This window comes from Streptomyces botrytidirepellens, assembly GCF_003721215.1.
In the GTDB taxonomy this organism is placed as follows: domain Bacteria; phylum Actinomycetota; class Actinomycetes; order Streptomycetales; family Streptomycetaceae; genus Streptomyces; species Streptomyces himastatinicus.
Map to the genome: position 1 here is coordinate 19494 of NZ_RIBZ01000318.1, position 19783 is coordinate 39276.

Here is a 19783-nt window from a genome sequence, read left to right on the forward strand (position 1 = left end):
CGCACACGAGACGCCCCGGCCCCGGGCCACCTCGGCGGCCGGGGTCAGCTCACCCCCAGGAACCGCAGCACCGCCAGCACCCGGCGGTGGTCCGCATCGGCGACCGGCAGGTCCAGCTTCACGAAGATGCTGTTGATGTGCTTGGCCACCGCGGACTCGCTGACCACCAGCGCCGCGGCGATCCCCGCGTTCGACCGGCCGCCCGCCATCAGCTCCAGCACGTCCCGCTCCCGGCGCGTCAGCCGGTCCAGCGGGTCGCTGTGGCGGCGGACGAGGAGCTGGGAGACGACCTGCGGGTCCAGCGCGGTGCCACCCCCCGCGACCCGCCGCAGCGCGTCGATGAACTCCTCCACGTCCGCCACGCGTTGCTTTAGCAGATAGCCGATCCCGCTCGTGTGCGCGGTGAGCAGATCGGCCGCGTAGCGCTCCTCCACGTACTGCGAGAGCAGCAGCACCGCCGTGTCCGGCCACTGCTGCCGGATGAGCAGGGCGGCCCGGACGCCCTCGTCCGTGAAGCCCGGCGGCATCCGCACGTCCACCACGGCGATGTCCGGTCGGTGCTCCTCCACCGCCGTCAGCAGCCCCTCCGCGTCCGCCGCCTCCGCCCTCACCTCGAAGCCCGCCGTCTCCAGGACTTTGACCAGGCCGATCCGCAGCAGGACCGAGTCCTCGGCGATCACAGCACGCACGGCAACTCCACGGTGATGACGGTCGGGCCCCCGCGGGGGCTGCTGATCTCGAAGGTGCCGTCCACCGAACCCGCCCGCTTGGCGAGCCCGGTGAGGCCCGTACCCCGGGCGGCATCGGCCCCGCCCTCCCCGTCGTCGGCGACGACGACCCGGAGCGTGTCCCCGGTGCGGACGACCGTGACGTCGGCCCGCTCCGCCCGGGCGTGCTTGGCGACGTTGGCGAGGGCCTCGGAGACGACGAAGTACGCGACGGCCTCGACGGTCGGGGCGGCTCGTTCCGGCACGTGGACGTGGAGCCGGACCGGCAGCGGGGCGCGCGCCGCGATGCCGGAGAGGGCGGCGTCCAGCCCGAGTTCGTCGAGGACGGCCGGGTGCAGCCCGCGCACCAGGCTGCTCAGCTCCTCGATGGCGCCCTTGGCCTCCCGGTGCGCCTCCTCGATCACCTGCCGGGCTTCATCCGGCAGATCGGTCAGGGTCGCCTTGGCCAGGCCCAGGTTGACCGCCATGGAGACCAGCCGCTGCTGGGCGCCGTCGTGGAGATCCCGTTCGATGCGGCGGCGCTCGGCGTCGGCCGCGTCGACCGCGCCCGCGCGGCTCTCGGTCAGATCCTCGACCCGGCGCTCCAGTTCCTCGGTCGGCAGAGGGCCCAGCAGCGCGGTCGCGGCGCGCGTGTCGAGCCGTACGAGGGCGCCGATGAGCGCGTAGGCGAGGGCCAGCAGGATCACGCCGCTGGCCGTCACAAACGCGGCCTGGGTCGAGTAGCCGACGTGGTCGACCCGCCAGGAGAGCGGGAGGCCCCATACCCAGATGTACACGGTGGCCGCCGGCAGACCGACGAGGGCCATCGCGACGGCCAGCACCCCGCCGAAGGCGACGGCCGGGCCCGCCAGAAGGTGGTACCAGAGCTGCCGCCAGGCCCTGCCGGGACCGGTGATCTCGATGTCGGGCAGCGCCCTGAACCGCCGCCGCTGGACGCGCGTCAGCACCGGCGTGGCCACGGCCGGAACGATGAGGGGCACGGTGAGCGCGACCATGATCCCGACCAGGTTCGACGTGTCCTCGTAGATCAGCCACGGTATGGCCATCGGCACCGCCCAGGCCACGAACTGCACCGCCGCGCCCGAGACACCGAACACGAGGTCGCGCCGCAGCCGGTGCAGGCGTTCGCGTACGGACCGCGGCACGGTCGGGAGTCTCATACGGCGACTCTAGAGCGGCGCCGGGCGGCCGCGCGCTGGAGCTCAGGCCCGGAAGGGGGGTGCACCTGGTGCCACCCCGCCTCGGCAACTGCCATGAACGACACCGGCGGTGGCGCCGACCAGGCTTCCGGACAGGCCCGAACCCCGGGCCGTCCGGAAGGAGATCCGTCCCATGACCGCCCTGTACGCCCCCGCCCGGCCCGGCCGGAGCACACGTCGCTCCCGCCTGGCGTGGATCACCCGGGTACGCCCCGAGCCGGTGCTGCTCGCCGCCGGGGTGGCGCTGGTCCCCTGGCTGTACGTACTGGCGCGGACGCTTCCGTCCACGACCCAGGTCAGCCACTGGAACCTCGCCTGGGTGGGCCTGGACGCGCTCGAGTCGCTCGGGCTGCTCTCCACCGCCGTCCTGCGCATGCGCGGGGACGACCGCCACCGCGTCACCGCGGCTGCCACCGGCACGCTGCTGGTGGTGGACGCGTGGTTCGACACGGTGACGGCCGCTTCGGGCGGGGAGCTGGCCGGTGCCCTGGCGATGGCGCTGGGCGCGGAGCTGCCGCTGGCCGCGGTGTGCGCGGCGCTCGCGCTGGGCGCCCCGCGTCGGGGCACGCCGCCGGTCAGCCCTCACACCCCGCGGGTCAGCCCTGGGACGCCGCCCACCACAGCATCACCGCTGCCACCGCGAAGCACGCGAACATGATCAGGAGGGCTTGGCGGCGGGCGGCCGCGTCGGCCGTCATGCGAGGGGAGCCGAGGGCGCCGTGGGCCTGGGCGAGGTGGTCGAGGCCCTTGTGGCGGGCGCCGCCGTAGGTGATCTGTTCCTGCCAGTCACAGTGCAGGCAGCCGAGGAGCCGCCGCTGTCCCCGGCCGTAGCCATAGCTGACCTCGAAGACGGTGCCGTCCTCGCTGGTGGCCGTGATGTGATGCGTCACGCCTCGCATGGTTGGTGAACCCCCGTTCCTGCCGAACCCCTGCCGAACCGAACCTGCCAAGCCGACGACGGGCTCCGGCGCCGCGGCATTCTATCCGCGGTGCCGGAGCCCGTCCTCGTGCTGTGCGCCCTGTCGTACGCGCTGGTCAGCAGCCGATCAGTCGGCCGCCCAGGTACGACTGGATCTGGTCGAGGGAGACCCGCTCCTGCTTCATCGTGTCGCGCTCGCGCACGGTCACCGCGTTGTCGTCGAGCGTGTCGAAGTCGACGGTGACGCAGAAGGGCGTGCCGATCTCGTCCTGACGGCGGTAGCGGCGGCCGATGGCGCCCGCGTCGTCGAACTCGATGTTCCAGTGCTTGCGCAGGTCCGCCGCGAGCCCCTTGGCCTTCGGGGACAGCTGCGGGTTGCGGGACAGCGGCAGCACCGCGACCTTGACCGGGGCGAGCCGCGGGTCGAGCCGCATCACGGTGCGCTTCTCCAGCTTGCCCTTGGCGTTGGGCGCCTCGTCCTCGATGTACGCGTCGAGCATGAAGGCCAGCATGGCGCGGCCGACGCCCGCCGCCGGCTCGATGACGTACGGGGTCCAGCGCTCGCCGGCCTCCTGGTCGAAGTACGACAGGTCCTGGCCGGACGCCGCGGAGTGCGCCTTGAGGTCGTAGTCGGTGCGGTTGGCCACGCCCTCCAGCTCACCCCACTCGGAGCCGCCGAAGTTGAAGCGGTACTCGATGTCGGCGGTGCGCTTCGAGTAGTGGGAGAGCTTCTCCTTCGGGTGCTCGAACCAACGGATGTTGGCTTCCTGGAGGCCGAGGTCCCGGTACCAGTTGTAGCGCTGCTCCATCCAGTACTCGTGCCAGGTCTCGTCCTCACCCGGCTTGACGAAGAACTCCATCTCCATCTGCTCGAACTCACGGGTGCGGAAGATGAAGTTGCCCGGCGTGATCTCGTTCCGGAAGGACTTGCCGACCTGCGCGATGCCGAACGGCGGCTTGCGGCGCGAGGTCTGCTGCACGGCGAGGAAGTTGGTGAAGATGCCCTGGGCGGTCTCGGGGCGCAGGTACGCGACCGAGCCGGAGTCCTGGGTCGGGCCGAGGTGGGTGGAGAGCAGCCCGGAGAACTGCTTGGGCTCGGTGAAGCTGCCCTTGTTGCCGCAGTGCGGACAGTTGAGGTCGGCCATGCCGTTCTCGGGCAGCTTGCCGTGCTTGGCCTCGTAGGCCTCCTCCAGGTGGTCCGCGCGGAACCGCTTGTGGCAGGAGGTGCACTCGGTCAGCGGGTCCGTGAAGGTGGCGACGTGGCCGGACGCCTCCCAGACCTCACGGGCGAGGATCACGGACGAGTCGAGTCCGACGACGTCGTCGCGCGAAGTGACCATGGAACGCCACCACTGGCGCTTGATGTTCTCCTTCAGCTCCACGCCGAGCGGTCCGTAGTCCCAGGCGGCGCGCTGGCCGCCGTAGATCTCGCTGCACGGATAGACGAAGCCACGGCGCTTGCTCAGGCTGACGATGGTGTCGATCTTGTCGGCGGCCACGGTGCTCTCTTCATTGATGACGACATTGGAGGACGCGAAGCGAATGCTTCAGGTTACCGGCGGCGGCACCCCCCGGATCAAATCGATACCGGAAATGATCAAGAACAAGACCCTTGTTGACAACCGTTTCCAATTTTGTTGAAAATGAGAGTCATGAACATACGCCGCCTCTCCCCCGCAGCAGCCCTCGTCGGGGCCGCCGCGATGGGCTTGACCACCCTCACAGCCTGCTCCTCCAACACCGGGGACGGAAGGACGGACGGCAAGCTCGACGTGGTCGCGTCGTTCTATCCGATGCAGTTCCTCGCCCAGCGCATCGGGGGGAACCATGTTCATGTCTCCACCCTGACCAAGCCCGGCGTCGAACCGCACGACCTGGAGATAAGCCCCCGGCAGACGGCCCAGCTCAGCGAGGCCGGTCTGGTGGTCTACCTCAAGGGGCTCCAGCCGTCCGTCGACCGGGCCGTCGGCCAGGCCAAGCCGCGACACGTCGCCGACGCCGCCTCGTACACCACCCTGGAGGACCACGGGACGGAGGTGGAGGGCGAGGAAGGCCACGGGCACGGCCACGAGGCGCACAAGGCCCATGAGGGCGACGCCGCCACCGATCCGCACATCTGGCTGGACCCGGTGCGCTACGCCCAGGTCGCCGAGGGCGTCGGCAAGGCGTTGCAGAAGGCGGACCCCGACCACGCCGCCGCGTACAAGAAGAACACCGCCGCCCTGGTGAAGCAGCTCGGCGCCCTCAATGACGACTTCAAGAGCGGATTGAAGGGCCGCAGCACGGATACCTTCATCACCACCCACGCCGCGTTCGGCTACCTCTCCGAGCGCTACGGGCTGCGCCAGGAGGCCATCTCCGGGCTCGACCCGGAATCCGAGCCGAGCCCGGCGCGGATGCGGGGGCTGCACACGACCGCCAAGAAGGACAAGGTCAACACCGTCTTCTTCGAGACGCTGGTGAGCGACAAGACGGCGAAGACCCTGGCGGGCGATCTCCATCTGAAGACGGACGTCCTCGACCCCATCGAGGGGATCGGCGACAAGTCCAAGGGCCGCGACTACTTCGAGGTCATGCGGTCGAACCTGACGGCCCTGCGCAAGGCGCTCGGCGCGGGATGACGCGCGATACGCCCGATACGCGCGAAACGACGGAGGAATCCATGGCCAAGGAACCCGGCGGCAGCGCACGGCCCGGCGAACCGGCGGAACGCGAGAAAGCGGCCCAGCGCGGGGCGGCGACCGAGCACGCCGCGACGGCGGGCGACGCCGACCCGGTCATATCCCTGCGCGGCGCCACCGCCTCCCTCGGCGGGCGCCCGGTCCTGCGCGGCGTCGACCTGGCCGTGGGCCGCGGCGAGGTCGTCGCGCTGCTCGGCGCGAACGGCTCGGGCAAGTCGACCGCCGTACGCGCCGTCGTCGGCCAGGTGCCGCTGACCGGGGGCGAGCTGGCACTGTTCGGCACCCCCGGGCGCCGGTTCCGCGACTGGGCCCGCGTCGGCTACGTACCGCAGCGGACGACCGCGGCCAGCGGCGTCCCCGCGACCGTCCGCGAGGTCGTCTCGGCCGGGCGGCTGGCCCGCCGCCGGTTCGGGCCGCCGCGCAAGGCGGACCGGGCGGCCGTCCGCCGTGCCCTGGAGCTGGTCGGCATGGCCGACCGCGCCCGCGACCCGGTCGGCGCGCTCTCCGGCGGCCAGCACCAGCGGGTGCTGATCGCCCGTGCGCTGGCCGGTGAACCCGAACTGCTGATCATGGACGAGCCGATGGCCGGGGTCGACCTGGCCAGCCAGGAGATCCTCGCCGGGACGCTGCGCGAACAGGTCGCCGCGGGGACCACCGTCCTCCTCGTCCTCCATGAGCTGGGCCCGCTGGAGCCGCTGATCGACCGCGCGGTGGTGCTCCGCGACGGCTGTGTCGTCCACGACGGCCCGCCGCCCAAGGCCGTCGGCCAGCATGCGCTGCCCGGCCACGATCACGTCCACCCCCACGCGGCGCCCGACGCCGAACCGATCCGGACAGGGTTGCTGACCTGACATGCTGGAAGTCCTCGACTACGCCTTTATGCAGCGGGCCCTGCTCGCTGCCGTCCTCGTCGGCGTCACCGCCCCCGCCGTCGGCATCTACCTCGTCCAGCGCCGCCAAGCGATCATGGGCGACGGCATCGGCCACGTCGCGCTCACCGGGGTCGCGCTCGGCTTCCTGACCGGCACCAACCCGGTCTGGACCGCCATCCTCGTCTCCGCCCTCGGCGCCGTCCTGATGGAGCTGATCCGCTGGTACGGCAAGACCCGCGGCGACCTCGCGCTCGCGATGCTCTTCTACGGCGGCATGGCGGGCGGCGTCCTGCTGATCAACCTCTCGCCGACCGGCTCCAACGCCAACCTCACCACGTACCTCTTCGGCTCGATCACCACCGTGTCGCAGCAGGACGTGGTCGTGATCAGCCTGCTCGCCGCGTTCGTCGTACTGATCACGCTCGGGCTGCGGCGGCAGCTGTTCGCGGTCTGCCAGGACGAGGAGTTCGCCCGGGTCACCGGGCTGCCGGTCCGTACGCTCAACCTGCTGCTGGCCGTCACCGCGGCGGTCACCGTCACCGTCGCCATGCGCGTCGTCGGCCTGCTGCTGGTCAGCGCCCTCATGGTGGTCCCGGTCGCCGCCGCCCAGCAGGCCACCCGCGGCTTCGCGATGACGCTGGCGCTGGCGGTCGGCATCGGCGTCGTGGTCACCCTGTCCGGCACGGTCTTCTCCTTCTACAAGAACGTGCCGCCCGGCGCGAGCATCGTCGTCCTCGCCATCGGCGTCTTCGCCGTCATCACCGCGCTCGCCGCGCCCCTGGCCAAACGCCGGGCCACCCAACGCGCCGGGCGGTCCGCGGCGGCGGCCGAGGGGCGGTGCACCCTGAAGGACGATGTGCTCGTGTAGCACGGAGTCATCCACAGCTCGTCCGTAGCGGATCCGTTAGCTGGCACAATGGCCAAGCAGACAGAGCGCTACGGGCAAGCGAGGTTGAGGAGGCAACTGTGGCGACCGCGGGTCCCCCAGTACGCGGCCGGTCCACCAGGCAGCGCGCGGCGGTGGCGGCAGCGCTGGACGAGGTGGACGAGTTCCGCAGTGCGCAGGAGCTTCACGACATGCTCAAGCACCGGGGCGACTCGGTCGGCCTGACCACCGTCTACCGCACCCTCCAGTCCCTCGCCGACGCCGGCGAGGTCGACGTCCTGCGCACCACCGAGGGCGAGGCCGTCTACCGCCGCTGCAACAGCGAGGAGCACCACCACCACCTCGTCTGCCGCTCCTGCGGCAAGGCGGTCGAGGTCGAAGGCCCGGCGGTCGAGAAGTGGGCCGACGCGATCGCCGCCGAGCACGGTTTCGTGGACGTCGCCCACACGATCGAGATCTTCGGCACCTGCGGCGACTGCGCGGCCCCCGCGACCGGCTGACGGCTGTCGCGGCTATCCGCTATCGCTTCGGCTGGTTGAACCGCAGCAGGTTCCCCGCCGGATCGCGGAAAGCGCAGTCGCGCACGCCGTACGGCTGGTCGATCGGCTCCTGCAACACCTCGCCGCCCGCCGCCCGGATGTGCTCGAACGTGGCGTCGACGTCGTCGGTGGCGAAGAGGACCCCGCGCAGCATGCCCTTGGCGAGCAGTTCCGCCATGGCCTGCTTGTCGGCGGGCGAGGCGTTGGGGTTCGCGGCGGGCGGTTCGAGGACGATGTTGACGTCCGGCTGCGACGGCGAGCCGACGGTCACCCAGCGCATTCCCTCGAAACCGACGTCCTGGCGCACCTCCAGGCCCAGGATGTCGCGGTAGAACTCGAGCGCTTTGTCATGGTCGTCGACGGCGATGAAGCAGGTCGAAAGCGTGATGTTGTTGTTCATGTCTGTCACGCTACGGCCGGGAAGCGGGCTTCGCTTCTCCATTCCTGACCGGTCTGGTGAAGACCTTGGCGACACACGCCGGAATCTCCGCACCGTGCTCATGATCGCGCGCCCGGTACGCGCTCGGGCTCTCCCCCACCAGCTCCGTGAACCGCGAGCTGAACGACCCCAGCGACGTACACCCGACCGCGAAGCAGACCTCCGTCACCGACAGGTCCCCCCGCCGCAGCAACGCCTTCGCCCGCTCGATCCTGCGCGTCATCAGATAGCTGTACGGCGTCTCCCCGAAGGCCTCGCGGAAGCTCCGCGCGAAGTGCCCCGTCGACATCAGCGCCCCGCGCGCCAGCGCCGGCACGTCCAGCGGCTGCGCGTAGTCCCGGTCCATCCGGTCCCGCGCCCGCCGCAACCGGACCAGGTCATCCAGATTCACTCCCAGAGGATCCCACGCCGCCCCAGACGGCTGCCAGATCCCGGCAGTGCACGACGATCACCGCATCGGTCAGGACGATCTCATGGCTGCATCCGGCGTCATGCGGAAGGATCTCGTCGAGCAGGACCGTGTCCGTCTCCATCCAGTCGATGGCGTGCTCGTACGTGATCGAAAAGTGCCGTACGCCGGTGTAGCGGATGCGCAGCCCCGCGTCGTGCTTCCACCTGTTCGGCACGAAGGTGAGCGTCAGCCCGCTGTCCTTGCCCCCGGGGATGTCGACCCCGGCCAGCCCCAGGTCCTTCACACACCTGGTGCCGCTCCCGAGGCGGTAATGCCCCTCATCGGAAGCGAACGCCCACGCCCCGGGCGGCAGAGCCGCCCGCAGCCGCGGCAGCTCCGCCAGATAGGCGGACGGATCGACCCGGAACCCATGCAGCTCCGGGTCCCATGCAGCCCTCGCGAATTCCATGATCCTCAGGCTAGCGACGGGGGCGGGCCCCGCCCCGCTCAGTGATGCATCCGCGCACCCTTGAGAACCTTGTCCACCGCGTTGCGCGGCCCGTAGACGGCCAGCCCCACCAGGTCGAGCTGGTCGGTGCCCACCGCCCGTACGGCCGCCCGGTTGTCCCGGTCGTTGCCCGTGCCGAACAGATCCGAGGTGAACACGGCCCGCGGCAGCGCGCGGGACAGCGCACGCCCGTGCGCGGTCGTCAGCGTCTCCTTCGTCCCCTCGAAGACCAGCACGGGCTGGCGGAACATCGGCAGATACGCGGTCCCGTCGGCGTCCGCGTACGGCTCGCCGATCACCTCGGGTTCCGTGGTACCGAGCCCGCTGACGAGGAACGCGGTCACATTCAGCCGCTGCCAGGTCTCCAAGTCGTCGCGCAGCAGTACGGCGATCTTCGTGTCGAACCGAACGGGGGCGCTCTCCGCCCCGTTCTCCTCACTCGTTCTCATGCTTCGAGACTGACGGCTGCGGGCCCTCGTCGTCTTGTACGTTCTTTGCATGGCGTCCCGACAGGAAATCTCTGCCTGGCGCCCGTCGGTCCCGGGCGTCAGCGAGGTCTTCCACGCCCACTTCACCGAGCACGCGTACCCCATGCACGTCCACGACGCCTGGACCCTGCTGATCGTCGACGACGGCGCCGTCCGTTACGACCTGGACCGCCACGAGCGCGGCACCCCGAACGACACCGTCAGCCTGCTCCCGCCGCAGGTCCCGCACAACGGCTCACCCGCCACCGCCCACGGCTTCCGCAAGCGGGTGATCTACCTCGACATGACCCAGCTGGACGCGAGCTACATCGGTCCGGCGGTCGACGGCCCGGACCTCACCGACCCCCTCCTGCGCCGACGCATCGCACAGTTGCACGCCGCCCTCGCCACCCCGGGCGACGAACTCGAGGCGGAAAGCCGCCTGGCCCTCATCAGCCAGCGCCTCCGCGAGCACCTGCGCCCCGGGCCGACCGCCGCCGACGCGATGCCCGACCGCGGCATCGCCCAGGACCTGCGGGACCTCCTCGACGAGCGCTACGTCGAAGCCCCCACCCTGCAAGAGGCCGCCCGCCTCCTCCACGCCCACCCCACCCACCTCGTACGCGCCTTCAGCACCGCGTACGGCATCGCCCCGCACCAATACGTAACCTCCCGCCGCATCGACCTGGCCCGCCGCCTCCTCCTTGACGGCCGTCCCCCGGGGGATGTCGCCACCGCGGTGGGCCTCTACGACCAGTCGCACCTGACGCGCCACTTCAAGCGGGTCGTGGGGGTAGCCCCGGGCCAATACGCCCGTACCACGGTGAGGTCCAGGACCCTACGGCGGCCGTCGTATGTGAAGTCGGTCTCAGACCGACCTCCCAGCCTCGTCGGCCGCCGATGTCGCCAGGGACGTGCGGAATCTGCCCAGCCAGCGGTAGCAGAGGTCGGGCGTGACGGCTTCGAACAGCTCAGGCGTTGAGATCTCGAACAGGAACTGCGTCAGCAGGTCCTCGTACCCCTCTTCGAACTCCACGTCTTCGTGAAAGTGCACGGTGTGAGCCCAGAGGGAGAGTTCGCCGGGCTCGGCCAAGCCCTCCGCGACCTTTTCCAACGCGGCCGCGACGGTGGCGCGGTCGAGGATGCCGACCGGTGACGCGTCTTCGTCCCGCACCGCGTGGATGAGGTCGGCCAGTGTGCCGCGCCAGCGAAGGAGGTCCTCAACCGCTCGCTTCCCATTCATGTCCACGCTGTCCATGGTCCCAGGCCAGAAACGATAACCCAACCGTCCCTCGCGTCGTGCGGACTCCGATGGCGGATGACGGCAATGCCGGCCCAACGGCGCAGAATCGTCTCTCTCATGATTCTGACTCCGTTTTGCGCGTTCCCGAGAACCTTGTTGGCTGCCTTCGTGGCCCGGCAGCCAGCTGGCCCGAGTCGATTCACCCAGGTGTGGGGGATTACGGACGTAGGTCGCCGGGTTGGGTGCGGGTTCGAGGCCGAGAGGGTCGGGGGTCACCTAGCGGGCAGTCTCGGGGTCGTAGTGGCGGAAGTAGTTGTAGTACAGGCCCGTTTCGGGGTCGGCGTATTGGCCAGGGAATCGGAGGGAACAGTCGGGCGGCGGGTGGGGTGGTCGCGGCGTCCTGATCAGGTGGTCAGCGCCTCACTGAGCTTCATCAACCGAAGCTCACGCTGAAAATGTCACCCCGGCCCGGGCAGTCATCGCGATCCATCTGATCGCCCACAACCATCACGGAGACATTCGTCTCTGGGGCCCGGTATTCGAGGTAACCGCCTTGATAGCGAAGCTCGAAAGTAGGTGCATCGGGGGTTTGGGACAACTCTTCTCGCAGCTCACTCCAGGAACAGTACTCGGGAAATTCAACACCCATATCCCGATGCCATTCGGCCGCCATACCCTCGTCATCGGCCGCCAGCCGATGAAGTTCGATCATGCCGCTGGTCATGACCCACTCACCCGTACCACCGGAGAAGTAGAGTTCCACGAACCCGTAGTCCCTGCGTAGCGTTCCGTATTCTACATCCTCGACTTCGATGAAGTCGGCCTTCACTGCCTGATCGACCTCTTCGATCGAGGCTCCGGGGCCGATGCTGTGAAGTCGACCAGTGGCGACGAGACCCACCAAGAAGGAAATTCCGTGCACGTGATCAGCCCTCCAGAAAGTCAATGAGTTTCTGCATTTCCTCGGAACGATTCTGTTTGTTCCCCCAGTTGTGGTCGTCCATGTGCTCCTTCGCCGATTTCGCCTTCGCCAGCAGATCGGCACGAAGCTTCGCGTCGTTGTTAACGGCGTCCACAGCTGTCTTCACACTCTTGTCGGATGCCCAACCGGTCGACTTGAGCCGGATTGGCTCTCCGGCGACCTTTCCGTCCTTGTCGATGTAGACGCGGACCTCGTCCTTCCCTACATGGACATGTGCCCCCTTGGTCGCCCAGTCCGACGCCACCGGGGAGACGCTCGGCTTGCAGCCCTTGCCCTTTAGCCCCAGGGGGTCGATCTCCGCATGGGGATTATGCACGTAGACATGGTGGTTGGGGGCGGGTTCAAGGCCGAGAGGGTCGGGGGTGACGTAGCGGGCGGTTTCGGGGTCGTAGTGGCGGAAGTAGTTGTAGTACAGGCCCGTTTCGGGATCGGCGTATTGGCCAGGGAAGCGGAGGGGGCAGTCCAGGGCGGCGGGTGGGGTGGGGAGGTGGGTGCCCCAGAGGGTGGTGCGGTGTTGCCAGGCCAGGGCGCCATCCGCGGTGACCAGCTCGGTCGGGGTGCCGACCAGGTCGGTGATGATGGCGTGGAAGCGGGTTTTGGCCTCGGGGCCGCCCTCGAATTTCGAGATGAGGGATTCGCCCGGCTGGTGAGTCGGCGTTCGGTGATTCGTCTGAGCGACGGGGCGGTGGGTGCCGGGGGCGTAGTCCCAGGTGGTGTGCATGCCGTTGGGAGTGGCCTGTTCCGCCAAGCGGGTGTCCTCCCAGATGAAAATCACCGAATCGGCGGTCGTGCCGTCCTCCGCGAGGCGGTGTTTGGATATGCGGCGGCCGAGGGGGTCGTACGCGTAGTGCCAGTGTTCGCCATCCGGCGTGGTGGCGTCGGTGAGACGGTCCTCGGCGTTCCAGGTGTAGGTCCAGGTACGGGTCTGGCCGTTGAGGAGTTTTCGGGTACGGCGGGTCAGGCGGCCCTGGGCGTCGTGTTCGTAGGTGGTGCGGCCCGCGCGGTGGAGGATCGTGCCGGTGAAGGCGCGGTCGCCGGGGGTTTCGTGGTCCGGTGCCGTGGCGTGGGTGAGGTTGCCCGCCGTGTCGTACGCGTACGTCTCGGTCCAGCCGTGGGCATGGACGGCGGTGACCCGGCCGACCGGGTCGAGGTCGAAACGGCGGGTGCCGGAGGTGAGTTCGCGGATCTCAGTCAGGTAGCCGTCGGCACGGTACGCGTAGGCACGGTGCTGGAGGAGGTGGTCGGCGGCCTCCGGACCCCGGGTGAGGGTCTGGGTGGTAAGGCGGTTGGCCTTGTCCCAGGTCTGGGCGAGGGACACCCCGTCGTCCAGACGGCGTTCCGTTTCGCGCCCTGCCGCGTCGTACGCGAAGGACAGCGCTCCTGCCCCATTGTCGACGCAGGCGGGGCGGCCTGCCGCGTCGTACGTCCAGGTGGAGCGCAGACCACTCGGAGTCGTGCGCTCGGTGCGTTGTCCCAGGAGGTCGTATGCGTACTGCGTGGTCCTGCCATTGACCGTTTCGGACAGGACACGTCCCAGGGCATCACGCTCGATGCTGACCTCGGCGTCGGCGTTGGCCGCGTGGATCAGACCGCCCAAGGCGTCATAGGCGTATGTGAGGGTCTCACCTGCCCCGTTGCGCTGTTCGACAGTGCGGCCCAGCGCGTCGCGGGTGAAGTGGAGCGTCTCGTCCGCACCGTTGGTGCGGGTCAGCAGGTCTCCGGCGGCGTCGTGGGTGTAGGTGAGGGTGCGGCCGTTGAAGTCGGTCTCGGCGGTGAGACGGCCCGCCGCATCGTACGTGTACGTCCAGGTCAGACCCTGTGGATTGGTGACCTGGGTCAGCCTCAACTCGGTGTCGTACGCGAAGGCATAGCTGGTGCCGTCGGGGTTGGTACGGGACACCGGGACGTCGAAGTGGGTCGTGGTCTGGCGGGTGGTGTTGCCTACCGGATCGGTGTGGGTGAGGAGGTTGCCCTCGCCGTCCCAGGCCCAGCTCTCGGTGGTGCCATCAGGGTGCTCGCGGCGGCTCGGTCTGCCCTCGGTGGTCCACTGGGTGCGGGTGGTGTCGCCAAGGGGGCCGGTGGCCTCGGTGATGAGGCCGAAGGCATCGCGGCGGACCGTGGTGGTGTGACCCAGCGGATCGGTGACAGCGGCCGGAAGCCCGGCCGCGTCGCAGGTGATGCGGCGGGTATGACCCAGCGCGTCGGTTATCCGGGCGAGATGCCCGTGATCGTTGTAGGCATAGTGGGTCGTCGCTCCGGCGGGGTCCGTGGTGGCGGTGAGATTGCCGACCCCATCGTAGGCATGGCGCCACGTGGTGCCGCCCGGTTCGGTGACCTCCACGGGCAGGCAGAGGTCGTTGTACGTGGCCCGGGCCTCGCTGCCGTCGGGGAGGGTGACGGCGGCGAGGTTGCCGTCCTCGTCGTAGGCGTAGCGGGTGGTGTGGCCCAGGGGGTCGGTGACCGAGAGACGGCGGTCGCCCCGGGTGTTCCACGTGGTGAGGGTGGTGTGGCCGAGGGGATCGGTCTCCTCGATGACCTGGCCGTCGCTGTTGTAGCGGTAGGTGGTGCGGTGGCCGAGGGAGTCGGTGTAGATGGTCGTGCGCGCGTCGTCGTCGTATTCGAGGGCGCCGTTGTAGACGCCGTCGCTGCCCTCGGTGCGGATCACCCGGCCGTCCGGGCCGTAGACGTACGCGAACGACGTGCCGTTGCGGTCGGTCCAGGACGCGACCCGGCCCTGCGCGTCGTAGGTGTAGCGCATCGGCTGGTTGCTGGAGTTGATGACCTCGGCGAGGTTTCCGGCCTCGTCGTACGCGTAGCGCATCACCATCGTGCCGGCACCGTCGCGGCCCTGGGGCTCGTAGATCGAGGGCGCCTCGTCGAGCAGGCGCAGGGCGGTGACGCGCCGGTGCTCGTCGGTGTCGATGGCCACGTAGTAGCCGCCGGAGTGGCGGAGCGCGAGAGGGTTGCCGGACAGGGCGCGTTCGATGTCGATGCGGGCGCCGTTGCGGTCCTGGAGGCTGTCCAGCCACAGGTGGACGGCGCCGGACTCCTCCGTCGGGGCCGGGCGGGTGAAGGTCCGCACGACGCCGGTCTGCGGATCGGTGACGGTCATGACGCCGTCCGGCTTCCCGTCCCATTCCAGCGGCCAGCGGGCGCCCTTCTCCGGCAGGGTGGGAACGTCGGGCTCCGGCACCGGGTACACGAGCCGCATGCCGTCGGCGGCGGCGAAGACGACGCCCTCGGAGTCGAGTTGGATGCGCTCGTCCAGCAGACAGGTCCAGGTCGGGCCGAAGCTGGTGCCGCCCCGGTAGGAGGAGAGGTGGGTGCGTTCGAAGACCAGCGGCAGGGACCCCGGCAGGGTCAGGTCGGTCTGCTCCATCAGCATCGCGCCGGTCGCGATGTCGATGGGTTCGCCGACCTTCGGAGTCTCCTTGGTGGAGCGGCCGGCGGGGCCCTTCTCGATGAGGTTGGGGCGGATACCGGGCGGCTTCAGCAGGCCGGGGACGCCGCCGGTCTTGGGGAGGACGCCGGGCTTGAGCACGCCCGCTCCGGCACCGAAGAGGCCGCCGTAGATCATGCCGTCCTTGGCGGCGGCGTTCACCTCGTCCAGGCTGAAGCCGTTCTGCTGGCCCAGGGCGATCTTCACGGGCTGGGCGACGGCGACGTCCACGGTCACCGAGAGAATGCTGGTGAAGGCCGCACCGACCAGCATCTCCGCGGCGATGGTCGCCACCGCCCCCTCGACCGCGACACCCAGGCCCGCCGCCATCGCGACGATCTCCGCGGCGACCGCGTCGGACGTGCCCCCGGTCACCAGGGTCAGCAGCCCGCCGCCGACGATCGCCACGGCATCGATGCTGATCTGCGTCCACAGCGCCTCGATCGCCTCATCGACCTTGTCGGCGAAGGTGTCCAACGCCTTGGCCATGCTGCGGGCGGACTTGGCGAGGTCGCTCAGCCAGCCCTCGTCCTTGCCCTTGGCGTAGCGCTCCCAGAAGGTCTCGAAGGCGTCGATCGCCTCGCCCTTGTTGTTGTGGATGAGGGTCGTGGCCGCCTTGTTGGACGCGGCTCGCACGTCGTCCACGCTGTCGGCGAAGGTGCGCCAGGCGTCGGCCGCGTGGCGCAGGGTGCCGGAGTTGGCGTCCGGCCACCACATGCCGAGCTTCAGCAGAAGCGCCTTGGCCTTCTCCTCGACCTCGCTCCCGAAGCTCACTTGTGGCCGTCCCTGCCAGGCGCGTTCTTCGCCTTGGTGAACATGCCCTCGATCAGCTTGTCGTTGTCCACGTGGCCGTCGGCCATGTCCTGCATCGCCTCGTGGATGCTGGTCAGGCCGAGGACGAGGACGCCGGTCGCCGACTCGATGTGCTTCTGGTTCGGCTTGTAGTGCTTCGCGAAGTCCTTGCCCGGCTTGTCGTCCCCCCACGGCTCGCCATAGCCGTCCAGCGTGTTGATCAGCGTGGTCAGCGCCTCGCTCAGCTTGACCGCCTGGTGGTGGAACGTCGGCGAGACGGACTTGATGTCCGCCACCTTGATGTCCAGGACCTCGCCCTTGCCGTGGCCGTCGCCCATGCCAGGTCTCCCCCTCCGGCCTTCGTGGTGCAAAGTCCCCAGCCTAGAGGGGGCGTGATCATGGCCCGTTCAATGTGGGCTCTGCAACGAGTAAAGAGTGACCGCCTACCCCCGGCGCAGGCTCGCCAGGAACCGCCAGAGCGCGGAGCGGGGGCGGGCCGGCTGGGCGGGCGCGGCCGCGGGCTCGGGGGACGGTGGGGTCAGCCCGGGGGCCGGAGCGGGCGCGGGCACGGGGAGTCCGGGGGACAGTGGCACCGGGGCCTGCCGCGCGCGCATCCGGAACCGGACCGGGAAGGACTTCAGGCCGCGTACGTACGTCGACGAGCGCCACGGCAACTGGTCGGCGGGCAGCCCCAGTTCGAAGTCGCACCGCTCGAACAGCCTGCCCACCGCCGTGGTCACGATCATGTCCGCGAGTTCCCGCCCCGGGCACTGGTGCGGCCCCGTGCCCCAGGCCAGATGGGCGCGCGAGCTGACCGACCTCTCATAGCTGTTGGTCGTCGTGAACATCGGGTCGCCGTGCGCGGCGGCGATCGAGGGTACGACCATGTCGCCCGCGGCGAGCCGGAAGTCCCCCAGGTCGGTGTCGGCCACCGGGTAGCGGGCGGTGAGGTTGACCCACGGGGGCGAGGCGATGTGCACGCGGTTGACCAGTTCTTCGGTGGGGCCCGCCATGAGGGCCGCCTGCGTCCCCGCCTCTCCGTCCAGCACCTCCAGCACACTGTTGGTGATGGCGTGGCTGACCAGCTCGGACGCGATGACGAGGATCGCGTACAGCTCGAGGCCGATCTGTTCCACCGTCAGGGGAGGGTCGGTGGCGAGCAGCCGTGTGGTCAGGTCGTCGCCCGGGTTCTCCCGCTTGTACGCGGCCAGCTCGGTCGTCGCCGCCACCAGCCGCCCGACGGCCGCACCGGCGTCCGGGCCACCGTCCACCATCCGCCACGAATCCATGAAGACGTCATCACCCTGGTCGACCGGGAAGCCGAACAGCCGGTTGACGACCATCAGCGGCAGCGGACGGGCGAACTGTGCGCCCAGGTCCACCCATCCGCTGTCGCTGCCGTCCGCGAAGAACGTGATCAGCTCGTCGGCGTGCCGGGAGATGGCCTTGTGCAGATCCCAGGACTGTGGCGCCCGGGTGTCCTGGAAGGGACCGAGCGCGTCGTCCACGGCGGCGCGCGTCGCCTTGCGCTCCTGATCGTCGCTCAGCAGCAGATGGCTGACCTGATAGGCGGGCAGATGCGGCCAGTCGGACGGCACCAGGCCCTCACGCAGCAACCGCCAGTGCTGGACGTTCTTCTTCCACTTGCTCTCGTCCCGCAGGACCTCCCACACCTCGCGGTAGCCGAGAACCAGCCACACCGGGACCCCGTGCAGGTCCACGGGCGCCACCGGGCCGTACCGGCCCCGCAACCGTGCGTAGACCGACCCGGGCCGGGTCTCGAAATCCCGGGTCATCAGCGGCTCAACGGCCAGGGACGCCAGCTCGGACGGGGGGAATTGCATGTTCGATGTCCTTGGTGCGACAGCAGTGCTCATTCCGGCCAGGCCTTGTGGTCCGTGGTGGGGGAAGAGCCACAGGGCATCCTGTCGCGCGACACGGAGCGAAAGCGACCCGCTACTGGGCAGACACACTAGCGGCCGGACCAGGGACTGAACAGAGCGGCCCGGGTCCGGACCTGCCGGAAGGCCCTCATGCCGACTGTGGGCCGTCCTCCTTCTTCAACTGCTCCTCGTTCGGGATCGCCCCGCCGAAGCGGCGGTCGCGGGAGGCGTATTCCAGGCAGGCGCGCCACAGGTCGCGGCGGTCGAAATCCGGCCACAGGACGTCCTGGTAGACCATCTCGGCGTAGGCGCTCTGCCAGATCAGGTAGTTCGACGTGCGCTGCTCGCCCGAGGGGCGCAGGAACAGGTCCACGTCCGGCATGTCGGGGTAGTAGAGGTACTTGGCGAGCGTCTTCTCGTTCACCTTCGACGGGTCGAGCTTGCCCGCGCGCACGTCCTCGGCCAGTGCCTTCGCCGCGTCCGCGATCTCGGCGCGGCCGCCGTAGTTCATGCAGAAGTACATCGTCATGGCGTCGTTGTCCTTGGTCTGCTCCTGCGCGACCTGGAGCTCCTGGGCCACCGACTTCCACAGCTTCGGCATCCGGCCCGCCCAGCGGATGCGGATGCCCATCTCGTCCATCTCGTCGCGGCGGCGGCGGATGACGTCACGGTTGAAGTTCATGAGGAAGCGGACCTCGTCGGGCGAGCGCTTCCAGTTCTCGGTGGAGAAGGCGTAGAGGGAGAGGTTCTTGACGCCGAGCTCCAGGCAGCCCTTGAGCACGTCCAGGACGACGCCCTCGCCGACCTTGTGGCCCTCCGTACGCGGCAGCCCGCGCTCCTTGGCCCAGCGGCCGTTCCCGTCCATCACGCAGGCCACGTGGTTCGGCACCAGCTCGCCGGGGATCTTCGGCGGGCGGGCGCCGGACGGGTGCGGGTCCGGGGCCCGGTACTCGCGCCGCTGTCGGCCCAGAATCCCGCGTCGTGCCATGGCTTCGCGTCTCCTCGTATGCGGTGTGCTGTGTGCTTGGTGTTATTTCTCTACGTACCGGAGCGACCTGAGGCCCCGCTCCAGGTGCCAGTGCAAGTACGCCGCGACGAGCCCGCTGCCCTCCCGGGCATGGCGCAGCTCACATGCGTCCGCCGTCTCCCAGTCCCCGGTCAGCAGCGCACCCAGCAGCGTCAGCGACTCCGCAGAGGGTACGACGCTTCCGGGCACCCGGCACTCTCCGCAGATGACCCCGCCCGCGCCGACCGAGAAGAACCGGTTCGGACCGGGCATCCCGCACTTCGCGCAGTCGTCGAAGCTGGGTGCGTAGCCGTTCACGGCGAGTGAGCGGAGCAGGAACGCGTCCAGGATGAGATGCGGCTCGTGCTCCCCGGAGGCCAGCGTACGCAGCCCGCCGACGAGGAGCAGATACTGCTGCACGGCGGGCTCGCCCTCATGGTCGGTGAACCGCTCCGCCGTCTCCAGCATCGCCGTACCCGCGGTGTAGCGGGCGTAGTCGGCGACGATTCCGCCACCGTACGGAGCGATCGTCTCGCTCTGTGTGCACAGCGGCAGCCCGCGGCCGATCAGCTCGCCACCGCGGGCGAAGAACTGCACGTCCACATGGGAGAACGGTTCGAGGCGCGCGCCGAACTTCGACTTCGTACGGCGCACCCCGCGGGCCACGGCGCGGACGCGGCCGTGGTTGCGGGTGAGCAGGGTGATGATCCGGTCCGCTTCGCCCAGCTTCTGGGTGCGCAGCACGATGCCGTCGTCGCGGAACAGACTCATGCGCCTCATTGTCCCTCAACGGGACAGGTGGTCGAACC

The 19783-nt window shown here is 69.5% G+C and carries 21 protein-coding genes and 1 pseudogene; 6 read left to right on the forward strand and 16 right to left on the reverse strand.

Translation table 11 applies throughout. The features are described 5' to 3' along the window. Nucleotides 1–44: 44 nt before the first annotated feature. The gene (locus EEJ42_RS27515) at nucleotides 45–689 is read right to left on the reverse strand and encodes a response regulator transcription factor (protein WP_123104004.1); all 645 of its coding nucleotides are present in this window, start codon (nucleotides 687–689) and stop codon (nucleotides 45–47) included. Continuing rightward, on the reverse strand, nucleotides 677–1888 hold the full coding sequence (locus tag EEJ42_RS27520; protein WP_123104006.1) for a sensor histidine kinase: 1212 nt from the start codon (nucleotides 1886–1888) through the stop codon (nucleotides 677–679). Before EEJ42_RS27520 ends, EEJ42_RS27515 begins: the two co-directional genes overlap by 13 nt. Before the next feature lie 172 nt (nucleotides 1889–2060). On the opposite strand from EEJ42_RS27520, the gene EEJ42_RS51150 reads away from it, so the two are divergent. After that, nucleotides 2061–2585 carry a hypothetical protein gene (locus EEJ42_RS51150; protein ID WP_184503301.1) on the forward strand — a complete coding sequence of 175 codons (525 nt, stop codon included), beginning with the start codon at nucleotides 2061–2063 and terminating at the stop codon, nucleotides 2583–2585. Here the strand turns inward: EEJ42_RS51150 and EEJ42_RS27530 are convergent. Both EEJ42_RS27530 and EEJ42_RS27535 read right to left on the reverse strand, forming a co-directional pair. After that, nucleotides 2524–2826 (reverse strand): hypothetical protein, encoded by a 303-nt coding sequence (locus EEJ42_RS27530; protein WP_123104008.1) that lies wholly within the window; start codon nucleotides 2824–2826, stop codon nucleotides 2524–2526. The two genes, EEJ42_RS51150 and EEJ42_RS27530, sit on opposite strands and share 62 nt — an antisense overlap. A gap of 136 nt (nucleotides 2827–2962) precedes the next feature. Then, a complete protein-coding gene (locus EEJ42_RS27535; RefSeq protein ID WP_123104010.1) occupies nucleotides 2963–4345 on the reverse strand; it encodes a glycine--tRNA ligase in 1383 nt (460 codons plus the stop codon). A 153-nt stretch (nucleotides 4346–4498) separates the two neighbouring features. Here EEJ42_RS27535 and EEJ42_RS27540 point away from each other — a divergent pair, with 153 nt between their 5' ends. From EEJ42_RS27540 to EEJ42_RS27555, 4 genes are all read left to right on the forward strand, one after another. Then, nucleotides 4499–5467, forward strand: coding sequence for a metal ABC transporter substrate-binding protein (locus EEJ42_RS27540; RefSeq protein WP_123104012.1), 969 nt, complete (start codon nucleotides 4499–4501; stop codon nucleotides 5465–5467). Nucleotides 5468–5508: 41 nt separating this feature from the next. Beyond that, the gene (locus EEJ42_RS27545) at nucleotides 5509–6378 is read left to right on the forward strand and encodes a metal ABC transporter ATP-binding protein (RefSeq protein WP_246097427.1); all 870 of its coding nucleotides are present in this window, start codon (nucleotides 5509–5511) and stop codon (nucleotides 6376–6378) included. Between the two features lies 1 nt (nucleotide 6379). Beyond that, complete coding sequence (locus EEJ42_RS27550; RefSeq protein ID WP_184503302.1) at nucleotides 6380–7267, forward strand: metal ABC transporter permease; 888 nt, start codon at nucleotides 6380–6382, stop codon at nucleotides 7265–7267. Nucleotides 7268–7365: 98 nt separating this feature from the next. Continuing rightward, on the forward strand, nucleotides 7366–7785 hold the full coding sequence (locus tag EEJ42_RS27555) for a Fur family transcriptional regulator (RefSeq protein ID WP_009718029.1): 420 nt from the start codon (nucleotides 7366–7368) through the stop codon (nucleotides 7783–7785). Nucleotides 7786–7804: 19 nt separating this feature from the next. Here EEJ42_RS27555 and EEJ42_RS27560 read toward each other — a convergent pair whose 3' ends face one another. The 4 genes from EEJ42_RS27560 to EEJ42_RS27575 are packed head-to-tail and all read right to left on the reverse strand — an operon-like array spanning nucleotide 7805 to nucleotide 9611. Then, the gene (locus EEJ42_RS27560) at nucleotides 7805–8224 is read right to left on the reverse strand and encodes a VOC family protein (protein ID WP_123104100.1); all 420 of its coding nucleotides are present in this window, start codon (nucleotides 8222–8224) and stop codon (nucleotides 7805–7807) included. A gap of 10 nt (nucleotides 8225–8234) precedes the next feature. Then, entirely contained in the window at nucleotides 8235–8654 is a 420-nt protein-coding gene (locus EEJ42_RS27565; RefSeq protein ID WP_123104014.1) for a helix-turn-helix transcriptional regulator, read from the reverse strand. After that, entirely contained in the window at nucleotides 8641–9123 is a 483-nt protein-coding gene (locus EEJ42_RS27570) for a hypothetical protein (protein ID WP_123104016.1), read from the reverse strand. The genes EEJ42_RS27565 and EEJ42_RS27570 overlap by 14 nt, the downstream gene beginning before the upstream one ends. 38 nt (nucleotides 9124–9161) lie before the next feature. After that, nucleotides 9162–9611 carry a DUF2000 domain-containing protein gene (locus EEJ42_RS27575; RefSeq protein WP_123104018.1) on the reverse strand — a complete coding sequence of 150 codons (450 nt, stop codon included), beginning with the start codon at nucleotides 9609–9611 and terminating at the stop codon, nucleotides 9162–9164. Between the two features lie 49 nt (nucleotides 9612–9660). On the opposite strand from EEJ42_RS27575, the gene EEJ42_RS27580 reads away from it, so the two are divergent. Further along, nucleotides 9661–10611 (forward strand): helix-turn-helix transcriptional regulator, encoded by a 951-nt coding sequence (locus tag EEJ42_RS27580; RefSeq protein WP_246097428.1) that lies wholly within the window; start codon nucleotides 9661–9663, stop codon nucleotides 10609–10611. On the opposite strand, the gene EEJ42_RS53180 is transcribed toward EEJ42_RS27580, so the two are convergent. The 8 genes and pseudogenes from EEJ42_RS53180 to recO form a co-directional block, all read right to left on the reverse strand. Continuing rightward, nucleotides 10498–10887 carry a hypothetical protein gene (locus EEJ42_RS53180; protein ID WP_246097429.1) on the reverse strand — a complete coding sequence of 130 codons (390 nt, stop codon included), beginning with the start codon at nucleotides 10885–10887 and terminating at the stop codon, nucleotides 10498–10500. The genes EEJ42_RS27580 and EEJ42_RS53180 overlap by 114 nt on opposite strands. 198 nt (nucleotides 10888–11085) lie before the next feature. Then, a pseudogene (locus tag EEJ42_RS54750) lies at nucleotides 11086–11235 on the reverse strand (RHS repeat-associated core domain-containing protein); the annotation flags it as partial. A gap of 70 nt (nucleotides 11236–11305) precedes the next feature. Next, entirely contained in the window at nucleotides 11306–11794 is a 489-nt protein-coding gene (locus EEJ42_RS27595; protein WP_123104020.1) for a hypothetical protein, read from the reverse strand. A gap of 4 nt (nucleotides 11795–11798) precedes the next feature. Then, nucleotides 11799–16067: a DUF6531 domain-containing protein gene (locus EEJ42_RS27600; RefSeq protein WP_123104022.1), complete on the reverse strand. Its 4269-nt coding sequence runs from the start codon at nucleotides 16065–16067 to the stop codon at nucleotides 11799–11801. Further along, a complete protein-coding gene (locus EEJ42_RS27605; RefSeq protein WP_123104024.1) occupies nucleotides 16064–16423 on the reverse strand; it encodes a hypothetical protein in 360 nt (119 codons plus the stop codon). The genes EEJ42_RS27600 and EEJ42_RS27605 overlap by 4 nt, the downstream gene beginning before the upstream one ends. 105 nt (nucleotides 16424–16528) lie before the next feature. Beyond that, nucleotides 16529–17929, reverse strand: coding sequence for a cytochrome P450 (locus tag EEJ42_RS27610; RefSeq protein ID WP_246097430.1), 1401 nt, complete (start codon nucleotides 17927–17929; stop codon nucleotides 16529–16531). A gap of 187 nt (nucleotides 17930–18116) precedes the next feature. Beyond that, nucleotides 18117–18956, reverse strand: coding sequence for an isoprenyl transferase (locus tag EEJ42_RS27615; RefSeq protein ID WP_123104028.1), 840 nt, complete (start codon nucleotides 18954–18956; stop codon nucleotides 18117–18119). A 42-nt stretch (nucleotides 18957–18998) separates the two neighbouring features. Further along, nucleotides 18999–19745 (reverse strand): DNA repair protein RecO, encoded by a 747-nt coding sequence (gene recO / locus EEJ42_RS27620; RefSeq protein ID WP_123104030.1) that lies wholly within the window; start codon nucleotides 19743–19745, stop codon nucleotides 18999–19001. Between the last annotated feature and the right edge of the window lie 38 nt (nucleotides 19746–19783).

Excerpts from the sequence above, each read along its gene's own strand:
- EEJ42_RS27520 (WP_123104006.1), bottom strand. The coding sequence starts at position 1,888 with ATGAGACTCCCGACCGTGCCGCGGTCCGTACGCGAACGCCTGCACCGG.
- EEJ42_RS51150 (WP_184503301.1), top strand. The coding sequence starts at position 2,061 with ATGACCGCCCTGTACGCCCCCGCCCGGCCCGGCCGGAGCACACGTCGC.
- EEJ42_RS27530 (WP_123104008.1), bottom strand. The coding sequence starts at position 2,826 with ATGCGAGGCGTGACGCATCACATCACGGCCACCAGCGAGGACGGCACC.
- EEJ42_RS27540 (WP_123104012.1), top strand. The coding sequence starts at position 4,499 with ATGAACATACGCCGCCTCTCCCCCGCAGCAGCCCTCGTCGGGGCCGCC.
- EEJ42_RS27545 (WP_246097427.1), top strand. The coding sequence starts at position 5,509 with ATGGCCAAGGAACCCGGCGGCAGCGCACGGCCCGGCGAACCGGCGGAA.
- EEJ42_RS27550 (WP_184503302.1), top strand. The coding sequence starts at position 6,380 with ATGCTGGAAGTCCTCGACTACGCCTTTATGCAGCGGGCCCTGCTCGCT.
- EEJ42_RS27560 (WP_123104100.1), bottom strand. The coding sequence starts at position 8,224 with ATGAACAACAACATCACGCTTTCGACCTGCTTCATCGCCGTCGACGAC.
- EEJ42_RS27570 (WP_123104016.1), bottom strand. The coding sequence starts at position 9,123 with ATGGAATTCGCGAGGGCTGCATGGGACCCGGAGCTGCATGGGTTCCGG.
- EEJ42_RS27575 (WP_123104018.1), bottom strand. The coding sequence starts at position 9,611 with ATGAGAACGAGTGAGGAGAACGGGGCGGAGAGCGCCCCCGTTCGGTTC.
- EEJ42_RS27580 (WP_246097428.1), top strand. The coding sequence starts at position 9,661 with ATGGCGTCCCGACAGGAAATCTCTGCCTGGCGCCCGTCGGTCCCGGGC.
- EEJ42_RS53180 (WP_246097429.1), bottom strand. The coding sequence starts at position 10,887 with ATGGACAGCGTGGACATGAATGGGAAGCGAGCGGTTGAGGACCTCCTT.
- EEJ42_RS27605 (WP_123104024.1), bottom strand. The coding sequence starts at position 16,423 with ATGGGCGACGGCCACGGCAAGGGCGAGGTCCTGGACATCAAGGTGGCG.
- EEJ42_RS27610 (WP_246097430.1), bottom strand. The coding sequence starts at position 17,929 with ATGCAATTCCCCCCGTCCGAGCTGGCGTCCCTGGCCGTTGAGCCGCTG.
- EEJ42_RS27615 (WP_123104028.1), bottom strand. The coding sequence starts at position 18,956 with ATGGCACGACGCGGGATTCTGGGCCGACAGCGGCGCGAGTACCGGGCC.
- recO (WP_123104030.1), bottom strand. The coding sequence starts at position 19,745 with ATGAGTCTGTTCCGCGACGACGGCATCGTGCTGCGCACCCAGAAGCTG.